The organism is Paenibacillus borealis (assembly GCF_000758665.1).
Lineage (GTDB): Bacteria > Bacillota > Bacilli > Paenibacillales > Paenibacillaceae > Paenibacillus_AQ > Paenibacillus_AQ borealis.
In genome coordinates, this window is record NZ_CP009285.1 from 5900905 (window position 1) to 5919510 (window position 18606).

Genomic DNA, 18606 nt, shown 5'->3' on the forward strand with positions numbered 1-18606 from the left:
GTCCTTGATCTCCGTTTTTGTGGCTCACACATCATTCCTCCCTGCAGTCTGTACTGTAGCGCCACCGGGAATATGAACGGATTCGAGCGTATGAATCTGCAGCGAATCCAATACAACTTGCCCGGATTGCGTGCTTACTTCAATCCTCTGCATTGGAGCGTCGGGGAATATCTGATCTGTCAGAGCAACCAGGCCATTGTTGGCATACACTTCAACCGCATTGCGGTCCAGCCAGACCTGCAGCTTGATCTTATCGTTCACTGCAGCCATCCGGGCACCGTGCCTGATTGCGAACGAAGGGTGGAAATCCATCACACCCGATTTAGAGCGGTCAATGAATAGCCATTGCTGAACAGGGTCATACCCAATAACAATTTCACTCTGCCCAGAGGATTTCAGACTAATATGAACCTCTTCCCCGGACCGGATATCGATTTTCGCTTCAATTTCCAGCAAATCTTCATTCATTATCTGTCTAAAGGGGGATACTGGAGTAACGGTAATCTCCTTCCATTTCATAGAATCTTTGCGCAGCTGCTCCACTTCCCGGACAGGCTTTTGGGTCAGAACTATACTTCCGTCATTGATTGTCAGAGACAAGGCACGGGGCAAGGTCATTGCACCTCTCCAGGAACCGGTAGGTGTCTCGTTGGCATATTTCCAGTTGCTCATCCACCCTATGATTACACGGCGTCCGTCCTGCTCAGGGATATCCGACCAGGTAACCCCCGCATAGTTGTCCCTGCCATAATCCAGCCAGAGGATATGATCTGACGGATTGTCATTCATAAACTTAGTTCCATCGAAATCCCCTATGAAATATTGTGTACGCGATCCTTCCGGACAGTCCGGATTATCTCCTATGCTTATGATAAGCACCCATTTGGAACGTCCAGTGTCATCAATTGGCAATTCAAACAGATCCGGGCATTCCCAAACACCATCGTGTGAGCCTTCTCCTTTGCCGAATTCTCCAGTCAGTGACCATTCGCGCAAATTAGCAGATTGATAGAATCGCGCATGATCTCCAGCAACAATAACCATAACCCACCGCTCACTTTGCGGATGCCAGAACACCTTCGGATCCCGGAAGTCTATCAGGCCGTCTTCGGCAAGTACAGGATTTCCGTCATACTTGTGCCAGGTCTGGCCTTTATCGCTGCTGTAGGCCAAGCTTTGCCGCTGGCGCGGCTGCCTCGTCTCCAGATGGGTGTCCGCATGGGTAAAGATGGCAACAAGTCCATGGGAATCTTTGAATAGACCGCTGCTATTATTCCAATCCACTACACAGCAGCCGGAGAATATCGCTCCATGCTCGTCCGGAAATAGAGCCACAGGTGCGTGCACCCAGTGAACCAGGTCTTCACTTGTAGCATGGCCCCAGTGCATTGGCCCCCATTTATTACTGTAAGGATGATATTGATAGAATAGATGATAGCTTCCCTCAAGGTAGACTAATCCGTTTGGATCATTCGCCCAATTGGAAGGAGGTGAGAAATGAAAGCCCGGTCTGAAGCGATCGGCATTATTTTCTTTACTGGACTCTATTATCTGATTAATCTCATCTGTTGTCGGCATAGACATAAGAGCCCCTTTTCGTGTTGTAACTGCCGCTCCGCCGGCATTAGCAAAGGTCAGCATGCTGCTCATTTGCTGGCTGGTTAGATTTTGCAATGAACTTCCGCTTTCCAGAATCTTATACAAGAGGCACCCCAGAAAAGCATCGCCGGCTCCTGTCGTGTCGATGGCCTTGACCTTAACCCCAGGCACATATCCAGCGTGACCAGCCATACGGTAGTAACAGCCTTTTTCCGCTAGAGTCACAATGATTAAGGCGATTTCGAATTGTTGCTGTAGCTCCAGTGTGCCTTTTTCAACGTCGCTGGTCCCTGTTATAAAAGAAAGCTCTTCTTCCGAAATTTTCAGGATATCGGCGTAATTCATGCCCCAATAAATACTTTGTCTGGCTTCCTCTTTACTCTCCCATAACGCAAACCGGATGTTCGGATCGAACGACAGCATCACTCCTGCTTCCTTGGCTTTGAGCACTGCTGCCTTTGTTGCGGTACGGGCCGGTTCATGGGTCATGGACAATGAGCCATAATGCAGAACCCGGCATGCTCCGATCCGCTCTAGCGGGACATCCTGCGCGTGCAGGAAGGTATCAGCCCCCGGCTTCCGGAAGAAGCTGAACGATCTGTCTCCCTGTTCATCCAGATGGACAAAAGCAAGCGTTGTGCCCGCTTCATTGGTGAAAGATACATCGGTTACATCAACACCGCTGCTCAGCAGTGTCCGGTGCAGCAAGGAACCGAATTGATCCTCCCCGACCTTGCTGATCAATGCTGTTCTGGCTCCTAACCGGGATAGCGCGGCTACTACATTAGCCGGAGCCCCTCCCGGATTGCATTCGAACTGCTCGTTACCCCCGGCTGAACGTCCTGCCGGAGTAAAGTCTATCAATACTTCTCCGATAGCGATAACATCAAGCACAGTTTCTCCCCACCTATCATCTATTTATTTATTTTTTCAGATTTGCGTTATAACGGTCCAGACCCGTTTGATAAATTTCCATCAGTTCGTTTAGGCCCATTTTGTCCAGTGTCTTCAGGTAGCTGTCCCAGCCTTTATCTGCACCGCCATCTACAATAAATCTTCCTCTTTGGGTATTTACATACTTAATGAGTTCAGGCTCAATCTTGTTAATTTTATCCAATTCCTCCGGCTCAAAGAAGATGTTCGGATAATTTTCCTTTTCCATGTAAGGATCGTAATATTGCTCTAGATCTTTAGCACGCTGCTGGGCGCGTGGCTCCAGATCCACAATTTTCCCCAGATCTTGGATGGTAATAACGCCAGGTCCGCCCGCGCCTGGGGCAACTTTTTGACGGAATTCACCTGCAGAGGCTCCCTCAGGAAGCGGCAGATTCACCAATTTTCCGTTTTCGTCTTTCTTGAATACGACATCCAGTGGACCCCAGTGAATTTGAGCAGCCATGTAAGGTTCATACTGCTGGTCGATCCAGCGCATGGTTATTTCCGGATTGCTGTTCTCTTTTGTAATCACAAAAGCCCCGCGGCCCGGACCTCCGCCATTAGCACGTCCAATGATTTGATCACCTTTCGGTCCTTTCAGCGGAGACAGCAGAACATAATCCTTACTGCGTTCAGTTCCGACTACCTCTTCAACTTCCCACCAGATATAAGATCCAAGCGTTTCATCCGTTGTTTTGCCTTTTGCCAGATACTGTGCCGCATCCTGGGTGAAGGACTCCGGATCGATCAGGCCTTGCTTATACCATTTTTCATGGAAATAATTCAGAGCTTCCTTATATTCAGGCTGAGTTGCGGTAAAAATCACCTTTCCGTCACGCACGACCCGGTGCTCCAGATTATCCGGAAGTCCAAAGGCCCCGAATAGTCCGGCAATATCCATACACCACTGCATATGCATGAAGCTTAGCGGAATCTCATCCTGCTTCCCGTTGCCATTCGGATCCTGCGTTTTAAATGCCAGCAGAGCCTCCGTATATTCATCCAGTGTTTGTGGTACCTTCAGCCCCAGCTTATCCAGCCAGGCTTTATTGATGACGTGGAAGAAGGGATTGGTTCCCAGGTTATTCTCTTCATAGGATGGCAGTCCGTAGATATGCCCATCCGGTGCTGTGATCGAGGATTTGATATCAGGCCGGCGGTCAAGAAGCGCTTTCAAATTAGGCGCATACTGATCAATTAAATCCTCCAGCGGGATAATGGTTCCGTCCTTACCGTAATTGATTAACTCGTAATCCGTGAATCCTGCTGCATAAAAGGCATCCGGCAAATCTCCGCTTGCGAGCAGCAGGTTTTTCTTTTCTGTATAATCGGTGTCAGGAATGTTCTCCCAGTTAATTTTTACATTGGTGTCCTTTTCCAGACGTTTGAAAATTTCCATTTCCGGGAATTCCGGTGCCAATGCAGCTTTCGGGGACACCATTCTTAAAGTCACAGCTTCTTTCACAATCGGAAGACCCGTTTGATTGAAATTCGCTTCCTGATTCTGATTGCCGGACTGATTATTTGCCCCGTTACCATTTCCCGAACACCCGCTGACAGCAAATGCTCCGGCCAGCATTACAATCCCAGCGCCTTTGAATAAAGATTTCATTCTACATAACCTCCCCTTATTTCGTTCCACAAGCGAAAATCATACGTTACTGTTCCTCAGGTTTCATCTAATTCTGTACATCACCCCTTTCAGGACTCTGTCAGCCTCACCCCTTGATCGAGCCAATCATGACACCCTTAACAAAGTACTTCTGCAGGAAAGGATACAAGACAAGCAGCGGCAGACTGGACACCATGATGACACCGTATTTAATTAGCTCTGTAACACGCATCTTGGCTGCATAGGATTCCACATCGATCATCATGCCGGAGTTGACCTGATTCTGAACCAGGATGTTGCGGAGCACCAGTTGCAGCGGATACTTGCTCTCATCATTAAGGTAGATCAATGCGTCGAAGAACCCGTTCCAGAAGCCGACCACATGATACAGCACCATTACCGCCAGAATGGACTTGGACAAGGGCAGGACGATGCTCCAGAAGAACCTCGTATTGGAGCATCCGTCAATCGATGCTGCTTCCCACATTTCATCCGGGATGGACGATTGGAAAAAGGTCCTTACAATGATGACGTTGAATACACCGCCTGCCCCTGGAATGACTAGAGCCCACATCGTATTCAGCAGGTGAAGATCCTTGATCAGCAGATAGGTAGGAATCAGCCCGCCGCTAAAAAACATAGTGACCAGCAAAAACCACATAATCACAGACTTTCCGGCCAGTTCTCTGCGGGCTAACGGGTAGGCTGCAAACACAGTCACCGCTACTCCGATTAATGTTCCGAGAGTTGCATATATAATCGAATTGGCGTACCCGATCCATATGGAGGAATCACTGAATATCCGCTCATACCCGTCCAGTGTGAAGCCTTTCGGAAACAGCCAGACCTCACCCGAGTAGATATAATTGGGATCACTAAATGAGGCAATCAGTACAAAGTACAATGGAAATAATACGAGCAGCATAATTACGGTCAGCAAAAAATAGTTGATGATGTCAAACCATATGTCCCCTCTGCTCTTTCTCTTCAATAATTGATTCATAGGTAAACTCCTCCTTACCACAGACTGGTTTCTGTCAGCTTTTTGGCGATGCGGTTAACGGTGAAAATCAGGATAATATTGATCAGTGAGTTAAACAGGCCAACCGCTGTAGAGAAGCTGTATTGCGCCTTCTGAATCCCCATTTCATACACATAGGTAGGGATAATATTGGAGGTGGCGTAGTTCAAATCGCTCTGCATAAGGAATGCTTTTTCAAACCCGATACTCATAATGTTGCCGAGTGCGAGAATTAGCAGAATAACGATTGTAGGCAAAATACTCGGAATATCTACATTGAGTATGCGCTTCCACTTATTCGCCCCATCCATAGTTGCAGCTTCATGCAGTTCAGGATTGACCCCGGCAAGAGCAGCCAGGTATATAATCGTGGCGAAGCCTGTCTCCTGCCATATCCCGGATAAAATATACAGAGGACGGAACCAGCCTGCATCGGCCATAAACAGAATGGGATTTCCTCCAAGCCAGGTGATGAGGTGATTCACAATTCCGCTGTTCGGAGACAGAAAGACATTAAGCATTCCGACCAGGACTACGGTTGATATAAAGTGCGGTGCATAGATTACGGTCTGCACAAATTTCTTGTATGATTTGCCCAGCATCTGATTTAGCATAATGGCGATAATGATGGGAGCCGGGAAACCAAACAACAGTGAAAGGAAGCTGAGGGAGAGCGTATTCTTGATAATGGTCCAGAAGTTGTAGGAATTGAAAAAGTCTGTAAAGTGCTGGAATCCTACCCACTCACTTCCCCAGATTCCCTGACTTGGCGAGAAATCCTTAAAAGCAATCTGCACCCCATACATCGGGTAATATTTAAATACGAGATACAGAATAATGATCGGCAGTAGAAACAGGTATAGTTCGTAGTCGCGTTTGACCCGGGCCCACACTTTCCGTTTTGGTTTGATCACTGCCCCGCTGGTTGTTGAATTCACGTTTATTCTCCCTTTCATGTAAAAGTGACCAGTAAATTTGAAACGTTTCCAATTTTGGGTAAGAAGAGATTATTTTATATTTCAAATGGTCTGAGTAGGCTTAATTATCTTTTTGAAACGTTTCCAATTTTGAAAGAAAAACGTCAGTTTATTTATATCCATACCGGATGAGCTGATGTTTTCCGATCCCCCAGGGATCATGTAGTTTCACCTTGCTTGAACATAACAGGGATACGATACACTTGCTTGTCTAAGGGTATACCCTCGATCTTGTTATAGAGAAGTCTGATAGTCATACGTGCCATTTCTTCTACCGGCTGTCTGATTGTTGATAAGATTGGATGGAAATAAGGATTATCCTGAATCCCGTCGTATCCGATAACCTTGATATCTTCCGGAACACGCTTGCCCTGCCTGCGGGCTCTTTCAATATAATTGGCAGCTAACATATCGGTAATCGCAAAAATACCATCCACGTCGCCATGCTCCTTCAGGAATTCGTTAAAATAGGCATTATCATCCACAATGGGATCCGGTTTCTCATAGATTACATAATCGATTCCCAAAGCCTCTGCCTCATCAATGAATCCCTTTCTCCTGTTCATCGTTTCACTGAATACAGAAGTGATACTTCCCAGAAATGCCGGTTTCTTTACCCCCGCCTTTACGAGCTCCCGTAAAGCCAGCCGTCCGCCTTCATAATTATCCGAGGTTACACAGGTGATTTTCTTGTTAAAGTGTCTGTCGATGCTTACAATCGGAATGTCGTTGCTCACATTATTCTCGATATCATTGTAAGTAATGCCAACGATACCAGCCACTTTGTTTTGCCGGAGCATTTCCAGATAATAGAGCTCCTTCTCGGGTTTGCCGCCGCTGTTGCACAGCATAAGCTTGAACCCTTCCCGGTCCAATTCATCCTCAATGTAATACGCCAGCTCCGAAAAGAAAGGATTCCAGATGCTGGGAAGCAGCAGGGCAACCATCTTGGACTTCTGCATCTTGAAATTCCGGGCCACTTCATTTGGGAAATAATTTAGCTCTTGTATGGCTTCCTCTACTTTTTTGCGTGTCTTCGGCTTCACAGCGCCAGAGTTGTTAATGACTCTGGACACGGTCCCTACTGCAACCCCTGCTAAGCTGGCAACATCTTTAATGCTTGTCATTTAACACCCCCGAACTCTCTTATGAAAATTATAATAGCACCAAAGTGGAAACGTTTCAATAATTATTTTGGAAACGTTTCAAATATTATAGGATTATCTTTTAAGTCCCTAAAAAGGCCGCTGGCGCAGTTTGGATGACGAGATTTGGACACAAATGTGTTCCCCTACTCTATCGACATTAACTCACATGATATGTTATTATGATAAACTGATAACGTATTAACGAACTAAAGCGCAGGCTGCTGCGTGTAATCTACTAGGGGGAATAGAGAGATGAAGAGACAAGGGATATTGGGTTTATTGGTAATTATGGCTATTGCTATAATAGCAGGCTGCTCCAGTTCCGGAAGTAATGACGGTAAGCTGGTGATCGGTATAGATGATAAGTTTGCCCCGATGGGCTTCAGGGATGATAACAATGAAATTGTCGGGTTCGATATTGACTATGCGAAAGCGGCTGCTGAGAAAATGGGCAAAGAGGTTACCTTCCTGCCGATTGACTGGTCTGCCAAGGAATCGGAGCTGAATAGCGGACGCATTGATATGATATGGAACGGCTACACCATCACAGACGAGCGCAAGGAAAAAGTATTATTCACCAAGCCTTATCTGGAGAACAGCCAGGTTGTAGTCGTGCTTGCAGATTCAGCGCTGTCTACGCTTAAGGATCTGGCCGGCAAAGAGGTCGGACTGCAAAGCCTCTCATCTGCTGCCGATGCCCTGGATGCTAATCCGATCAAGGCGGAGCTTAAAGGTGTCTCTGAATTCACCGATAATGTGCTTGCCCTGACAGACCTGAAATCGGGACGTCTGGATGGAGTAGTCATTGATGAAGTTGTCGCCAGATATTACATCTCCAAGGAGCCGGAGACTTACAAGCTGATGGATGAATCGCTGGCTCCTGAGCAATATGGCATCGGGATTAAGAAAGGCAATGAAGACCTGCTGACTGAGCTGCAGAAGGCATTGGACGCGCTGAGCAGTGACGGAACGGCTGCCGAGATTTCCACGAAATGGTTCGGAGAGAACAAAGTACTTAACTAGATGGTTTCCTTTAGGAGTCGGGTGAAGACATGAATATTGACTATATTATCAAAATTTCCGGACCGATGCTGGAGGGGGCACGGACAACGGTATTGCTGTTCCTGATCGTAATCGTATTGTCCATTCCGCTCGGAATGGTGGTTACCCTGATGGCCAAAAGTCCGGTCAAGCCGCTGGCCTGGATTGCACATACTTATATTTACGTGATGCGCGGAACTCCTCTGCTCTTGCAGCTGTTGTTCTTCTGCTTCGGCCTGCCGCAGATTCCCGTGATTGGACAATATCTGGTCATGGACCGGTTCGTTGCGGCCAGCCTTGGATTTATTCTTAATTATGGCGCTTACTTCGCCGAGATCTTCCGCGGGGGAATGCTCTCGATCGATAAAGGCCAGCATGAGGCGGCCAAGGTTCTCGGGCTGAGCAAATGGCAGACTCTGCGCAAGGTCATTCTCGCCCAGATGTTCCGGGTGGCGCTGCCTGCAGTAGCCAATGAGTCCATAACCCTGGTCAAGGACACTGCCTTGCTGTATGCCGTAGCCGTACCGGAGTTGCTCAATTTCGCCAAAACGGCGGTAAACCGTGATTTCACGGTTACCCCTTTTGTCGTAGCGGGCGTAATTTATTTGCTGATGACACTGGTGCTTACGCTGTTCTTCAAGACACTGGAGAAACGTTTCAAATTTGAGTAGAAGGGCTGTTTGGCTATGAGTAGTATGATTGAAGTATCGCAATTGCAGAAATCCTTCGGCAGCCTCGATGTGCTGAAACAGATTACCTTTGACGTTAAACCCGGAGAAGTCGTTGCGGTGATCGGACCGTCCGGCTCAGGCAAAAGCACCATGCTGCGCAGTCTTGTGCATCTGGAGGAGGTTACCGGCGGAAGCATCCTGATCTGCGGCAAAGCGCTCGTGGACAATGGCAAATATGCCGGTAATGCGGACATTAGGGAAATCACCTCGACCATGGGGATGGTGTTTCAGCACTTTAATCTGTTTCCGCATCTCACCGTAAGGGGTAACCTGGAGCTTGCCCCGAGAACGCTGAAGCGGGAGAGTGTTCAGGATATCACGGCCAAAAGCGAGGCGCTGCTCTCCAAAGTAGGTCTTGCCGATAAAGCAGACGTCTACCCCGCCATGCTGTCAGGCGGGCAGAAGCAGCGGGTGGCAATCGCCCGGGCGATGATGCTGAATCCGGACATTCTCCTGTTCGACGAGCCGACCTCGGCGCTCGATCCTGAATTGACCGGTGAGGTGCTGCGGGTCATCCGCCAGCTTGCGGACGAGAACATGACGATGATTATCGTCACGCATGAGATGAACTTCGCCCGCGATGTGGCCGACCGTGTATTCTTCATGGATAACGGCGAAATCGCCGAATCCGGCACACCGGAGCAGATCTTCGGCAACCCGCAGCTGGAGCGGACCCGGACATTTCTGAACCGGGAGTAACCAGAGGTGGATCAGAAAGGGGCTGTCCCATTAGCCATACAATGGCTACTTGGGACAGCCCCTTTTCTGTTATCGTTTGCCCTCGCAGCGGCACATTGTATTCGGTTTTTCACATACATTTGGTTCGTTTGCCCCCGCCGCGGCACATTGTATTCGGTTTTTCGCATACATTTGGTCCGTTTGCCCTCGCTGTGGCACATTGTATTCGGTTTTTCGCATACATTCGGTTCGTTTTCCCTCGCAGCGGCACATTGTATTCGGTTTTTCGCATACATTTGGTTCGTTTACCCTCGCAGTAGCACATTGTATTCGCTTTTTCGCATACATTCGGTTCGTTTGCCCTCGCAGTGGCATATTGTATTCGGTTTTTCGCATACATTTGGTTCGTTTGCCCTCGCAGTAGCACATTGTATTCGGTTTTTCACATACATTTGGTCCGTTTACCCTCACGTTGGCACATTGTATTTAGTTTTCCATATACATTTGGGTCGTTTACCCTCGCATATTGCCCCCTTCCGGCGGATTCAGGGGCACTTCTGCTCCTCATTTCCTCAGTTTGCCCACTTCCGGCCGATTCAGGGGCACTTCTGCTCCTCATTTCCTCAGTTTGCCCACTTCCGGTGGATTCAGGGGCACTTCTGCTCTTCATTTCCTCAGTTTGCCCACTTCCGGCCGATTCAGGGGCACTAATGCTCCTCATTTCCTCAGTTTGCCCACTTCCGGCCGATTCAGGGGCACTTCTGCTCCTCATTCCAGCAGTTTGCCCGCTTCCGGCCGATTCAGGGGCACTTCTGCCCCTCATTTCCTCAGTTAGCCCACTTCCAGCGGATTCTGGGCGCCCCCTCTATACCCTTAACAAAAAAACAGCAGCCCGGGAGAATTCCAACTCCAGGCTGCCGTTTTTATTCCCTTGAGTCCCTCAAATCCATTGATTCCCTTAATTCCCTTAATTCCCCCGAGTTCCTTGATTCCCCGAAGCTATCTCCGCTCCGAGTCCTTCCACACCGCATCAACTGGCGGCAGCTTGTCACCGGTGGTCAAGTAGATCCGGTCGATCCGCAGCTGCGACTTTCTGGCCAGGACGGAGAGTACATGCTCACCGGCCGTGAGCGCAAGGTCGGATATCGCACACCAGTAATACACATACGCAGTGTTGTACGTATGCAGCGTACCTCCGCCGAACTGCTCGGATAACGGCTGCACTTCGCCGTCCAGCGCCAGGTAGCAGGAGTCCGACTTGTCATTATAATGCCGGAGCAGCATCCAGACCTGGTAAGTTCCCTGTGTACTGATATCCAGCCGGTAGTTCATAGCCGGAGCCTGCTCCGGGTGATCCCACCGGATTCCCGGCGCAGCAACGTGCATCGCCAGCCCCGTTCTCCCGTTCTTTTCTGCCTGCAGATGACTCCAGCTCAGGCCGCTTCCGTCAGCAGCCGGCGTCAGATAAGCATTCGCTGAATTCTCCAGCGCATATTCCGCTTCAATCGCCAGAACTCCATTCTGTTCAACGAAGACACCGGAACCAAATTCCTGAAGCCAATCCTTACTCCCGTCACTTCCGCTGATGTTAGCATAGCGCGGCTCACCTAACTCAGTCTGCGGGAAATTCACAAGCTTATTAAAGATCTGAGTGTTCATCGTCTGGAAGAACTCCCGGTCCGCATACAGGACATTGGGAGGAGGAACCTCATCCGAACTTGTTAAATAGAGTCCGCTGCACAGCCGTTCCACTTCATCCCACTGCACTTCCGGACCCTCCAGTCCATACGCGGCAACCGGTGTTTCCCCATGTCTGCTGAAGAGAGGACCCAGATTGCTTCCGCTTTGCGCGTTGGTATACAGCACAAGTTTGGTAAGGGTCACATAACGGTCCATCATATAAATTTTCAGGGTATGGGCTCCGGCAGAGAGGAACGGAAGCTCCACCGTTATTTTCTCACCGTTATCGAACACAGCTTCCTTCCAGTTGCCGAGCCATTCGTCACGGGTCTCGCTTTCTACGATAAACGGATCTTCTTCATCTATGCCGACACCGAAGCGGATCTGCCCCGTGGAATCCAGTGTAAGGAACCTGCAGATTTCCAGCTTGAACTTTCCGTTATGCTGTAAATAGAGATCATATTCCAGATGAGGACACGCCTTGTCCAGGACTTCCAGCGGACGGAGCTCCGAATGCCAGGCCATTACCGCATCCCCCTCATGCCTGCCGAGGCCCGGCACGGTTATCCAGCCGAACTTCGCTGCATCCCCCTCTACAGCTTCATGGAAATTGTTTCTGTCGTAACCCGCTGCCGGAATGGATACATAACCGTCCGCTTCAATATAACCCGAATAACTGCCGGGAAGCTCTATCCCCTTCTCAATCTGAACCTTAACAGAGTATTCCGCTCCATTTCTATGATCGCGAACAGTAACTACTCCCCGCTTACCCGCATGCTCTGCCGGATTCAATACCGATACAAGAATTCTTTTCTCGGTGTGGATCATGCCTTCATGATCCGAGAGTGTAATCCAGTCCGCACCTTCAGTGACTTCGATAGAATAAGGAATACTTCCCGCTCCCTGGTTCCCAATCTCGATCCACTTTTGCGCCACCCCATACGCTGAGAATGAGAGTGCCTCATCGTTGTTCCACAGGTCCACTCTTGCCCCGCTTCCGGATATGCGCAAAGCAGGTTTTCGTGCCGGAAACATTGCTGTCGGAGGCGGCGGGAAGCTCTCAGGCGTGAGGATTCCCTCCCATTTCCCTTCGCTCATCTTATGATTGTAGAAATGCAGCATGCTCCGCTTGTAGGCCAGCATTTTACCGGATAGCTCCGTGTACTGGTCCGCTGCCTGCATATTCCCCCGCGCGTAGGAAAGGTTGCTCCGGTCAGCATAATAGAATTCGTGGTTGGTATAGTAGGAAGCATGTATCTTCATCAGGAACAATTGGAAGAAGGCAGCACGCTCCTCCGGCGGCAAACTGTCCAGAATCGCATTTCCCCGCCGGAAAATATCCTCAAGCATCTTCAGCCGGCGTCCAGCCTCATCCCCCAGCACCGTTTGCGTGAAGACATCCGAATTCATATGTTCAATCTTCCGCACATTGGTTACCCGGGCAAAAACTTCATATAACTCAGCCGCTTCAGCACCACGATTACCGGAGAAGTTCGTATTGATCCAGTGCTCGGTGAACTGCCGGGTATTCCTGGTAATCCCCGTTTCTTTCCCTGCTTCCCAGCCGTAGCGGATGAAGAATTCCATATCCTGCTCCAGCGGCTTGAGTCCGCCGATATTCTGCACCCATATATTCCGGATTCCCGATTCATAGGACTTCTTCAGTTCATTGCCGGTATGGGCCAAGGGAATCGAGTTGATAAACAGATAACTCATGGCCGTTCCCCCGTGCGCCCAGTAGGATGAATGGTAATACAGCCCGTGCCCGCCGCTGCGCCCCCGTTCCGCCTCATTCGGATAACGGCGCACATGCCCGAAATTGTCATTCGCCCAGATCAGTGTGACATCCTCCGGCACTTCAAGACCGAGATTGTACAGATCCAGCACCTCTTTATAGGGTACAAAAGTCTGCAGTACCTCGGCCCCCTTGGCTTCCCCGAGTACTTTTATCAGAATCTTGCGCTGATCCTTGATAATATCACCAAGCAGACGTACCTTAGCCGTGGTCTTCTCCTCCGCGCTTAAGGAATCATCTTCATCAATCGACTTCGTATGAAACCCGGAATCATGAATACCGCGCATGCCCATCGTAAAGCTCACTTCATAATCCTTATTCTGTTCCACACTTTCCTGCCAGTATTCCAGCAGAACCTCGCGGTTTCTTCCTTCTATAGAATAGTCGTAGACGGCATCCGTATAGCCTTTGCTCATGATCCACGGCGTCCATTCGTTCTGGTTGCTGCGCAGCAGCATATCACAGTGGGATGTCCCGACGACAATCCCCATCTCCTCCGCAAGTGCGCCGTTCCGCAGGTTGCCATTGAAGAAATTCACATGCATCGCCGGCCAGATATAATTCCCTTTCAGGCGGAGCAGCAGCTCAAAAATTTTCTCATATGCCTCCGGGCCAATCGTATCGTCAGCGGTATGCAGCTTCGCCCAATCGTTCAGCTCCTCTTCATCATTCAGGAAGATGCCTCTGTATTTCACCGACGGCCAATCTGTCTTGGAGTAATCCGCAGGAAGACTGAAGGATTCTTTGACTTTAACCGGAACATCCGCCCAGTAATACCACGGAGAAACGCCGAGCTGCTCACATAAATCGTATATTCCATAAATAGTCCCGCGTCTGTCTGTACCGATGATATACAATACACCGTCCACCAGCTCATGGAGAAAAGCTTCCCAGCGGTAAGCGCCTTCAGCTCTAAGCTTGTTGAGCGATAACTGCTTCCCGGAAATGTTCTCAGCCACCGCCTCGTTACCTGCGGTCCCGATTATAATGCTGCATTGACCGATCTCTTGTGACAACTCAGCCTTGCAGCCGCACACCGCCGCAATATCCCGGATAAGGTTGTTCACCGCTATATGTACCGCGCTGTTCTCTGTTTCGGACATGTAGATTTGGATTGTGGTGTTTCTCTTAACTAATTCGTACGACACGCTGCTTGCCTCCTATATATAAATCTATATTTATTGACTCGAATATACAGCAAATCATAGCAATAATCTTTTAGTATATTGTTCATTTCACGATTTGTTGTATTATATTGCTATAGATTAAGGAGGCATCAGTTATGAATGCTGATTTATATCAAGCCCATCCGTTATTCTCCATGGAATACGAGAAACATGACTCCAACTACCGGATGCCCGCGTTCCACTATCACAACTCTTATGAGCTATATTTTCTCGAAGACGGCTATCATCATTTCGTGGTCAATGACGCCTTGTATGACATCACGATGCATGACGTGGCTTTATTCAAGCCCAACTCCTTTCACAAAAGCCGGGGCAATCACTCCTGTGCCAGAACCTGCGTGTATTTCACCGACCGTTTCCTGCGGCTGCATTTCACGGACCGTTCGATTCAGTCGCTGCTCAGCTGCTTTGACAAAGAAATCATCTCCACCAGCAAAGAAACCTTCCCGAGAATTAAGAAGCTGCTGCTGCTGCTCGACAAAGAGGATATCGATGACCCTGCCAACCGGATTTTCATCTATCTGGCCGATATCCTGAACATCCTGAATGAGAATGTAAGATCTCCCAGAGTGGAGCATGTGCCTGCGGCCTACGCAAATTTCGCCCCGATCCTGTTGTACATCAGTCAGAACTATAACCGGATCAGCAAAATCGAAGAAATCGCCGAAGAGTTCTTCATCTCCAAATATTATTTATGCCATGTCTTTAAAGAAGCGACCGGTCTCACCCTGATCCAATACCTGAACAATATTAAAATCCAGCATGCCTGCAATCTGCTTGTGAATTCCAATCTGTCCATTCTGGAGATCGGGAATGCCTGCGGCTTCAACTCATCTATGTATTTCTGTAAAATCTTCAAACAGGCGCTATCAGTAACGCCCAGCGAGTTCAGAAAACAGGCTGCGCAGTAAACGTTATGAATTTCCGGCGCTGTTAATGGGATTTATCCCTCTATTTTCACCATTCAGGGCCATTTCCTGCGCTGTTAGCGGGATTTATCCCTCTATCTCTCACCATTTGGGCCATTCCCGGCTCAGTTACTAAGCATCATCCAGTCCAAAAAGACCGGAAAGCCAAATGACGGCCTCCCGGTCTTACCCGCATACAGCTTAATCCCCCGCTTCCGCAGGCACCTCCGGTTCCTTTTCCCAGCGCTGCCGGACAAACAGCTCATATAGCTTGACTGTGATAATCTTCAGCATCATGTAGACGGGTATAATCAGCAGGATGCCGATAATGCCGCCGAAATCGCCTCCGGCAAGGACTAGAATGATCGTCGTCAGCGGATGGATATCCATACTTTTTCCGAAGATATAAGGGGCCACCAGATTATCCTGAATCTGCTGCGCGACCAGCACCACCACGATCGACCAGATGGCCGTGGACGGCGACTCAATCAGACCGAAGATAAAGATCGGCACGGTGGACAGAATCGCTCCGATAAACGGGATAAAGTTCATCAGCACAGCCACCAGTGTCAGCAGCAGCGAATATGGCAGCCCAATCATCAGAAAACCAAAATACATCAGGACACCCAGCGCCAGGTTAACCAGCACTCTCCCGACGATGAAGCTGCTCATCACCCCGTCGATTTCAGCAACAACGGACGCACCTTCCTCATGATAACGCTTTGGAAAGAAGCTCACGAGCTTGTCGCCGAACTTCCCGCCTTCTTTGAGCATGTAGAACAGCAGGATCGGAAAGGTAAAGAGTACAATCGCGAAATTGGAGACAAAGGAGAATAATCCCGACACATAAACCGTCATAAGTGAGAAGCCCTTATTCAAATAATCCATCAGCTGGCTGGCCGGATTCATATCCGCAGGAATCAGCTTCGACAACAAATCGCTGTCCTCCAGCTTCGTCAGCTGCTCTCCCACGGCATTGAATACGCCCGGCATATTATTCGCCAGATTCACCAGCTGATTCTGCAGCGACGGCCAGACGCCTACCGTGAATCCCAGCAGCAGCACAGCGATAACCAGATAGACCAGCAATATAGCGACTGTCCGGTTCAGCTTGCGGGAGGCCAGGTAATCAATCAATGGACGCAGCAGATAATAGAAGAAGACGGCCAGCATTAACGGCACAATGGCAACACTGAACAGCGAGATAACAGGTGTGAAAATAAAGTCCACCAGTGAGCTTACATAGATGATTCCCAGCACCAGCAGCACTGCAATACAAATGCGGATGAACAAATTCAGTTTGGCCATGAGTGACTCCCGTTTTCATATTTGAACCGGCGGTTCTTTTCCCTATAATATAGTGCGTCATTCTTAATTCAGACTAAACCAAGTCTAAAGAAAAGCTAAAGATTTTGTCTTTAGCCTTTTTTTCCATTAGAATGATGGGGAAACGCGGTCAAATCCGACAACCTATGGAGTGAAACCATGATAAAGATCCTTGTTGTAGAAGACGATAAGCATGTACGCAAGCTGATGAACGCTGTCCTGAAACGGGAAGGTTATGAAGTGATAACGGCTGAGAATGGAAGGGAAGCCCTGGAGGTTCTTGAAGTCCAGCATATCGATCTGATTATTCTGGATATTATGATGCCGGAGATGGACGGGTATGAATTTGCCGAAGAGCTGAAGGAAGCGGACAATCGAATCCCCATCCTTATGGCCACAGCCAAACAGCTTCCTGAGGATAAGAAAAAAGGCTTCCGGCTCGGAACCGATGATTATATGACCAAGCCTGTGGATACAGAAGAAATGCTGCTGAGAATCCAGGCCCTTCTCCGCCGCTCGCAGATTGCGAATGCCCGTAAGCTGGTGATCGGCAAGGTTCATCTGGACTATGACACATTAACCGTCTCCCGGGACGATGACAAACAGACGCTTCCGCAGAAGGAATTCTATCTGCTCTATAAGCTGTTATCCTATCCGGAGCGCATCTTCACCCGCATCCAGCTGATGGACGAGATTTGGGGGATGGACAGCGAAAGCACGGATACTACGGTGAATGTGCATATCAACCGCCTGCGCAAACGTTTTGAAGCCTATCCGGAGTTCGAGCTGGTCTCTGTCCGCGGGCTCGGATATAAGGCGGTGAGAACATGAACATGATCAAGAGGCTGACGGGTAAAATCGGTCTGTCGCTCTACTTCTCGCTTGCTGTATTTATCATCTTCCTCATTACCGTTCTGATTACCGGCATACTGGTCTATCTGCTGATGGTCTTTGGTGTACTCAATGAACGCATCATTCAGGATTTCAAAGTCCTCACCTTTATCACATTAATTGCTTGCATCATGATCGGCACCGTCACCTCGGGTCTGGCCAGCCGGAGGATGCTGAAATCCATCCGCACCTTTATCGATGCCACCAACCAGCTGGCAGGAGGGGATTTCACCACCCGTCTGCGGCTCAATAATCCGCCCGAATTCAAGATTCTCTCTGCCAATTTCAACCGGATGGCGGATGAGCTGGGCGGTATTGAGATTCTGCGTACCGATTTCATCAACAATTTCTCGCATGAGTTCCGCACCCCGATTGTGTCGATCAAAGGATTCGCTGAAATCCTCAAGGATGATGAGCTGAGCAAGGAAGAACGGAATGAATATCTGGATATTGTGATCGAGGAATCCACCCGTCTGGCCGCCCTCGCTTCCAACGTCCTGAGCCTGTCCAAAGTGGAGGCCCAGACGATATTAACGGGCCGCGAGCCCTTCAATGTCGGTGAACAGATCCGCCAATGTGTACTCCTTCTGCACACAAAAATGGAGAAAAAACATATCTCCATCACAGCCAACGTGCAGGACTATGAGGTACCGGGAAATAAAGAGATGCTGAATCAGGTCTGGCTGAATCTGCTCGACAATGCTATTAAGTTCACTCCGGAGCATGGCGAAATTGAAGTTTCGATGCGGCAGGCCGAAGACAAGATCGAAATCACCTTTCGGGATAATGGTGCCGGGATAAGTGCGGCTGCACTTCCCAAGGTGTTCGACAAGTTCTATCAGCAGGATACTTCCCACTCCGCTGCCGGTAATGGCCTGGGGCTTACAATTGTCCATAAAATCATTCAGCTGCACGGCGGCACCATCACCTGTGGCAGTGTTCCGATGCAAGGGACCACCTTTACCCTGCTGCTTCCTGCCTCAAAGAAGCTGCCATCCACCAAATAAAATATCCCCACAAAGCGGGGCCTTATCTTCGATGATTACTTAACAAAGGGCGGTCCACATGACCGCCCC

Annotated in this window: 13 protein-coding genes; 6 read left to right on the plus strand and 7 right to left on the minus strand. The window is 49.1% G+C overall.

Annotated elements, in window-relative coordinates:
- Positions 1-24 precede the first annotated feature (24 nt).
- The 5 genes from PBOR_RS36435 to PBOR_RS25160 form a co-directional block, all read right to left on the minus strand.
- On the minus strand, positions 25-2493 hold the full coding sequence (locus PBOR_RS36435) for a PfkB family carbohydrate kinase (protein ID WP_081972177.1): 2469 nt from the start codon (positions 2491-2493) through the stop codon (positions 25-27).
- Between the two features lie 28 nt (positions 2494-2521).
- On the minus strand, positions 2522-4147 hold the full coding sequence (locus PBOR_RS25145; RefSeq protein WP_042216414.1) for an ABC transporter substrate-binding protein: 1626 nt from the start codon (positions 4145-4147) through the stop codon (positions 2522-2524).
- A gap of 106 nt (positions 4148-4253) precedes the next feature.
- On the minus strand, positions 4254-5150 hold the full coding sequence (locus tag PBOR_RS25150; RefSeq protein WP_042216415.1) for a carbohydrate ABC transporter permease: 897 nt from the start codon (positions 5148-5150) through the stop codon (positions 4254-4256).
- 14 nt (positions 5151-5164) lie between these two features.
- Positions 5165-6124, minus strand: a complete 960-nt coding sequence (locus tag PBOR_RS25155) for an ABC transporter permease (protein ID WP_042216416.1) — start codon at positions 6122-6124, stop codon at positions 5165-5167.
- A 179-nt stretch (positions 6125-6303) separates the two neighbouring features.
- Positions 6304-7272 carry a LacI family DNA-binding transcriptional regulator gene (locus PBOR_RS25160; RefSeq protein WP_042216418.1) on the minus strand — a complete coding sequence of 323 codons (969 nt, stop codon included), beginning with the start codon at positions 7270-7272 and terminating at the stop codon, positions 6304-6306.
- Positions 7273-7581: 309 nt separating this feature from the next.
- Between PBOR_RS25160 and PBOR_RS25165 the strand changes: the two genes are divergently transcribed.
- From PBOR_RS25165 to PBOR_RS25175, 3 genes are read left to right on the plus strand one after another with little or no spacing between them, the layout of a single operon-like run.
- Positions 7582-8316, plus strand: coding sequence for an amino acid ABC transporter substrate-binding protein (locus PBOR_RS25165; RefSeq protein ID WP_425415506.1), 735 nt, complete (start codon positions 7582-7584; stop codon positions 8314-8316).
- A gap of 29 nt (positions 8317-8345) precedes the next feature.
- Positions 8346-9005 carry an amino acid ABC transporter permease gene (locus PBOR_RS25170; RefSeq protein WP_042216422.1) on the plus strand — a complete coding sequence of 220 codons (660 nt, stop codon included), beginning with the start codon at positions 8346-8348 and terminating at the stop codon, positions 9003-9005.
- A 15-nt stretch (positions 9006-9020) separates the two neighbouring features.
- Positions 9021-9764, plus strand: coding sequence for an amino acid ABC transporter ATP-binding protein (locus tag PBOR_RS25175; RefSeq protein WP_042216424.1), 744 nt, complete (start codon positions 9021-9023; stop codon positions 9762-9764).
- A 978-nt stretch (positions 9765-10742) separates the two neighbouring features.
- Here PBOR_RS25175 and PBOR_RS25180 read toward each other — a convergent pair.
- Positions 10743-14366: a glycosyl hydrolase 115 family protein gene (locus tag PBOR_RS25180; protein ID WP_042216426.1), complete on the minus strand. Its 3624-nt coding sequence runs from the start codon at positions 14364-14366 to the stop codon at positions 10743-10745.
- Positions 14367-14500: 134 nt separating this feature from the next.
- On the opposite strand from PBOR_RS25180, the gene PBOR_RS25185 reads away from it, so the two are divergent.
- Complete coding sequence (locus PBOR_RS25185; RefSeq protein WP_042216428.1) at positions 14501-15316, plus strand: helix-turn-helix transcriptional regulator; 816 nt, start codon at positions 14501-14503, stop codon at positions 15314-15316.
- A 198-nt stretch (positions 15317-15514) separates the two neighbouring features.
- Here PBOR_RS25185 and PBOR_RS25190 read toward each other — a convergent pair whose 3' ends face one another.
- Complete coding sequence (locus PBOR_RS25190) at positions 15515-16621, minus strand: AI-2E family transporter (RefSeq protein ID WP_042216430.1); 1107 nt, start codon at positions 16619-16621, stop codon at positions 15515-15517.
- 177 nt (positions 16622-16798) lie between these two features.
- On the opposite strand from PBOR_RS25190, the gene PBOR_RS25195 reads away from it, so the two are divergent.
- Both PBOR_RS25195 and PBOR_RS25200 read left to right on the plus strand, forming a co-directional pair.
- Complete coding sequence (locus PBOR_RS25195) at positions 16799-17470, plus strand: response regulator transcription factor (protein ID WP_042216432.1); 672 nt, start codon at positions 16799-16801, stop codon at positions 17468-17470.
- Complete coding sequence (locus PBOR_RS25200) at positions 17467-18537, plus strand: sensor histidine kinase (RefSeq protein ID WP_218918860.1); 1071 nt, start codon at positions 17467-17469, stop codon at positions 18535-18537. Before PBOR_RS25195 ends, PBOR_RS25200 begins: the two co-directional genes overlap by 4 nt.
- Positions 18538-18606 lie beyond the last annotated feature (69 nt).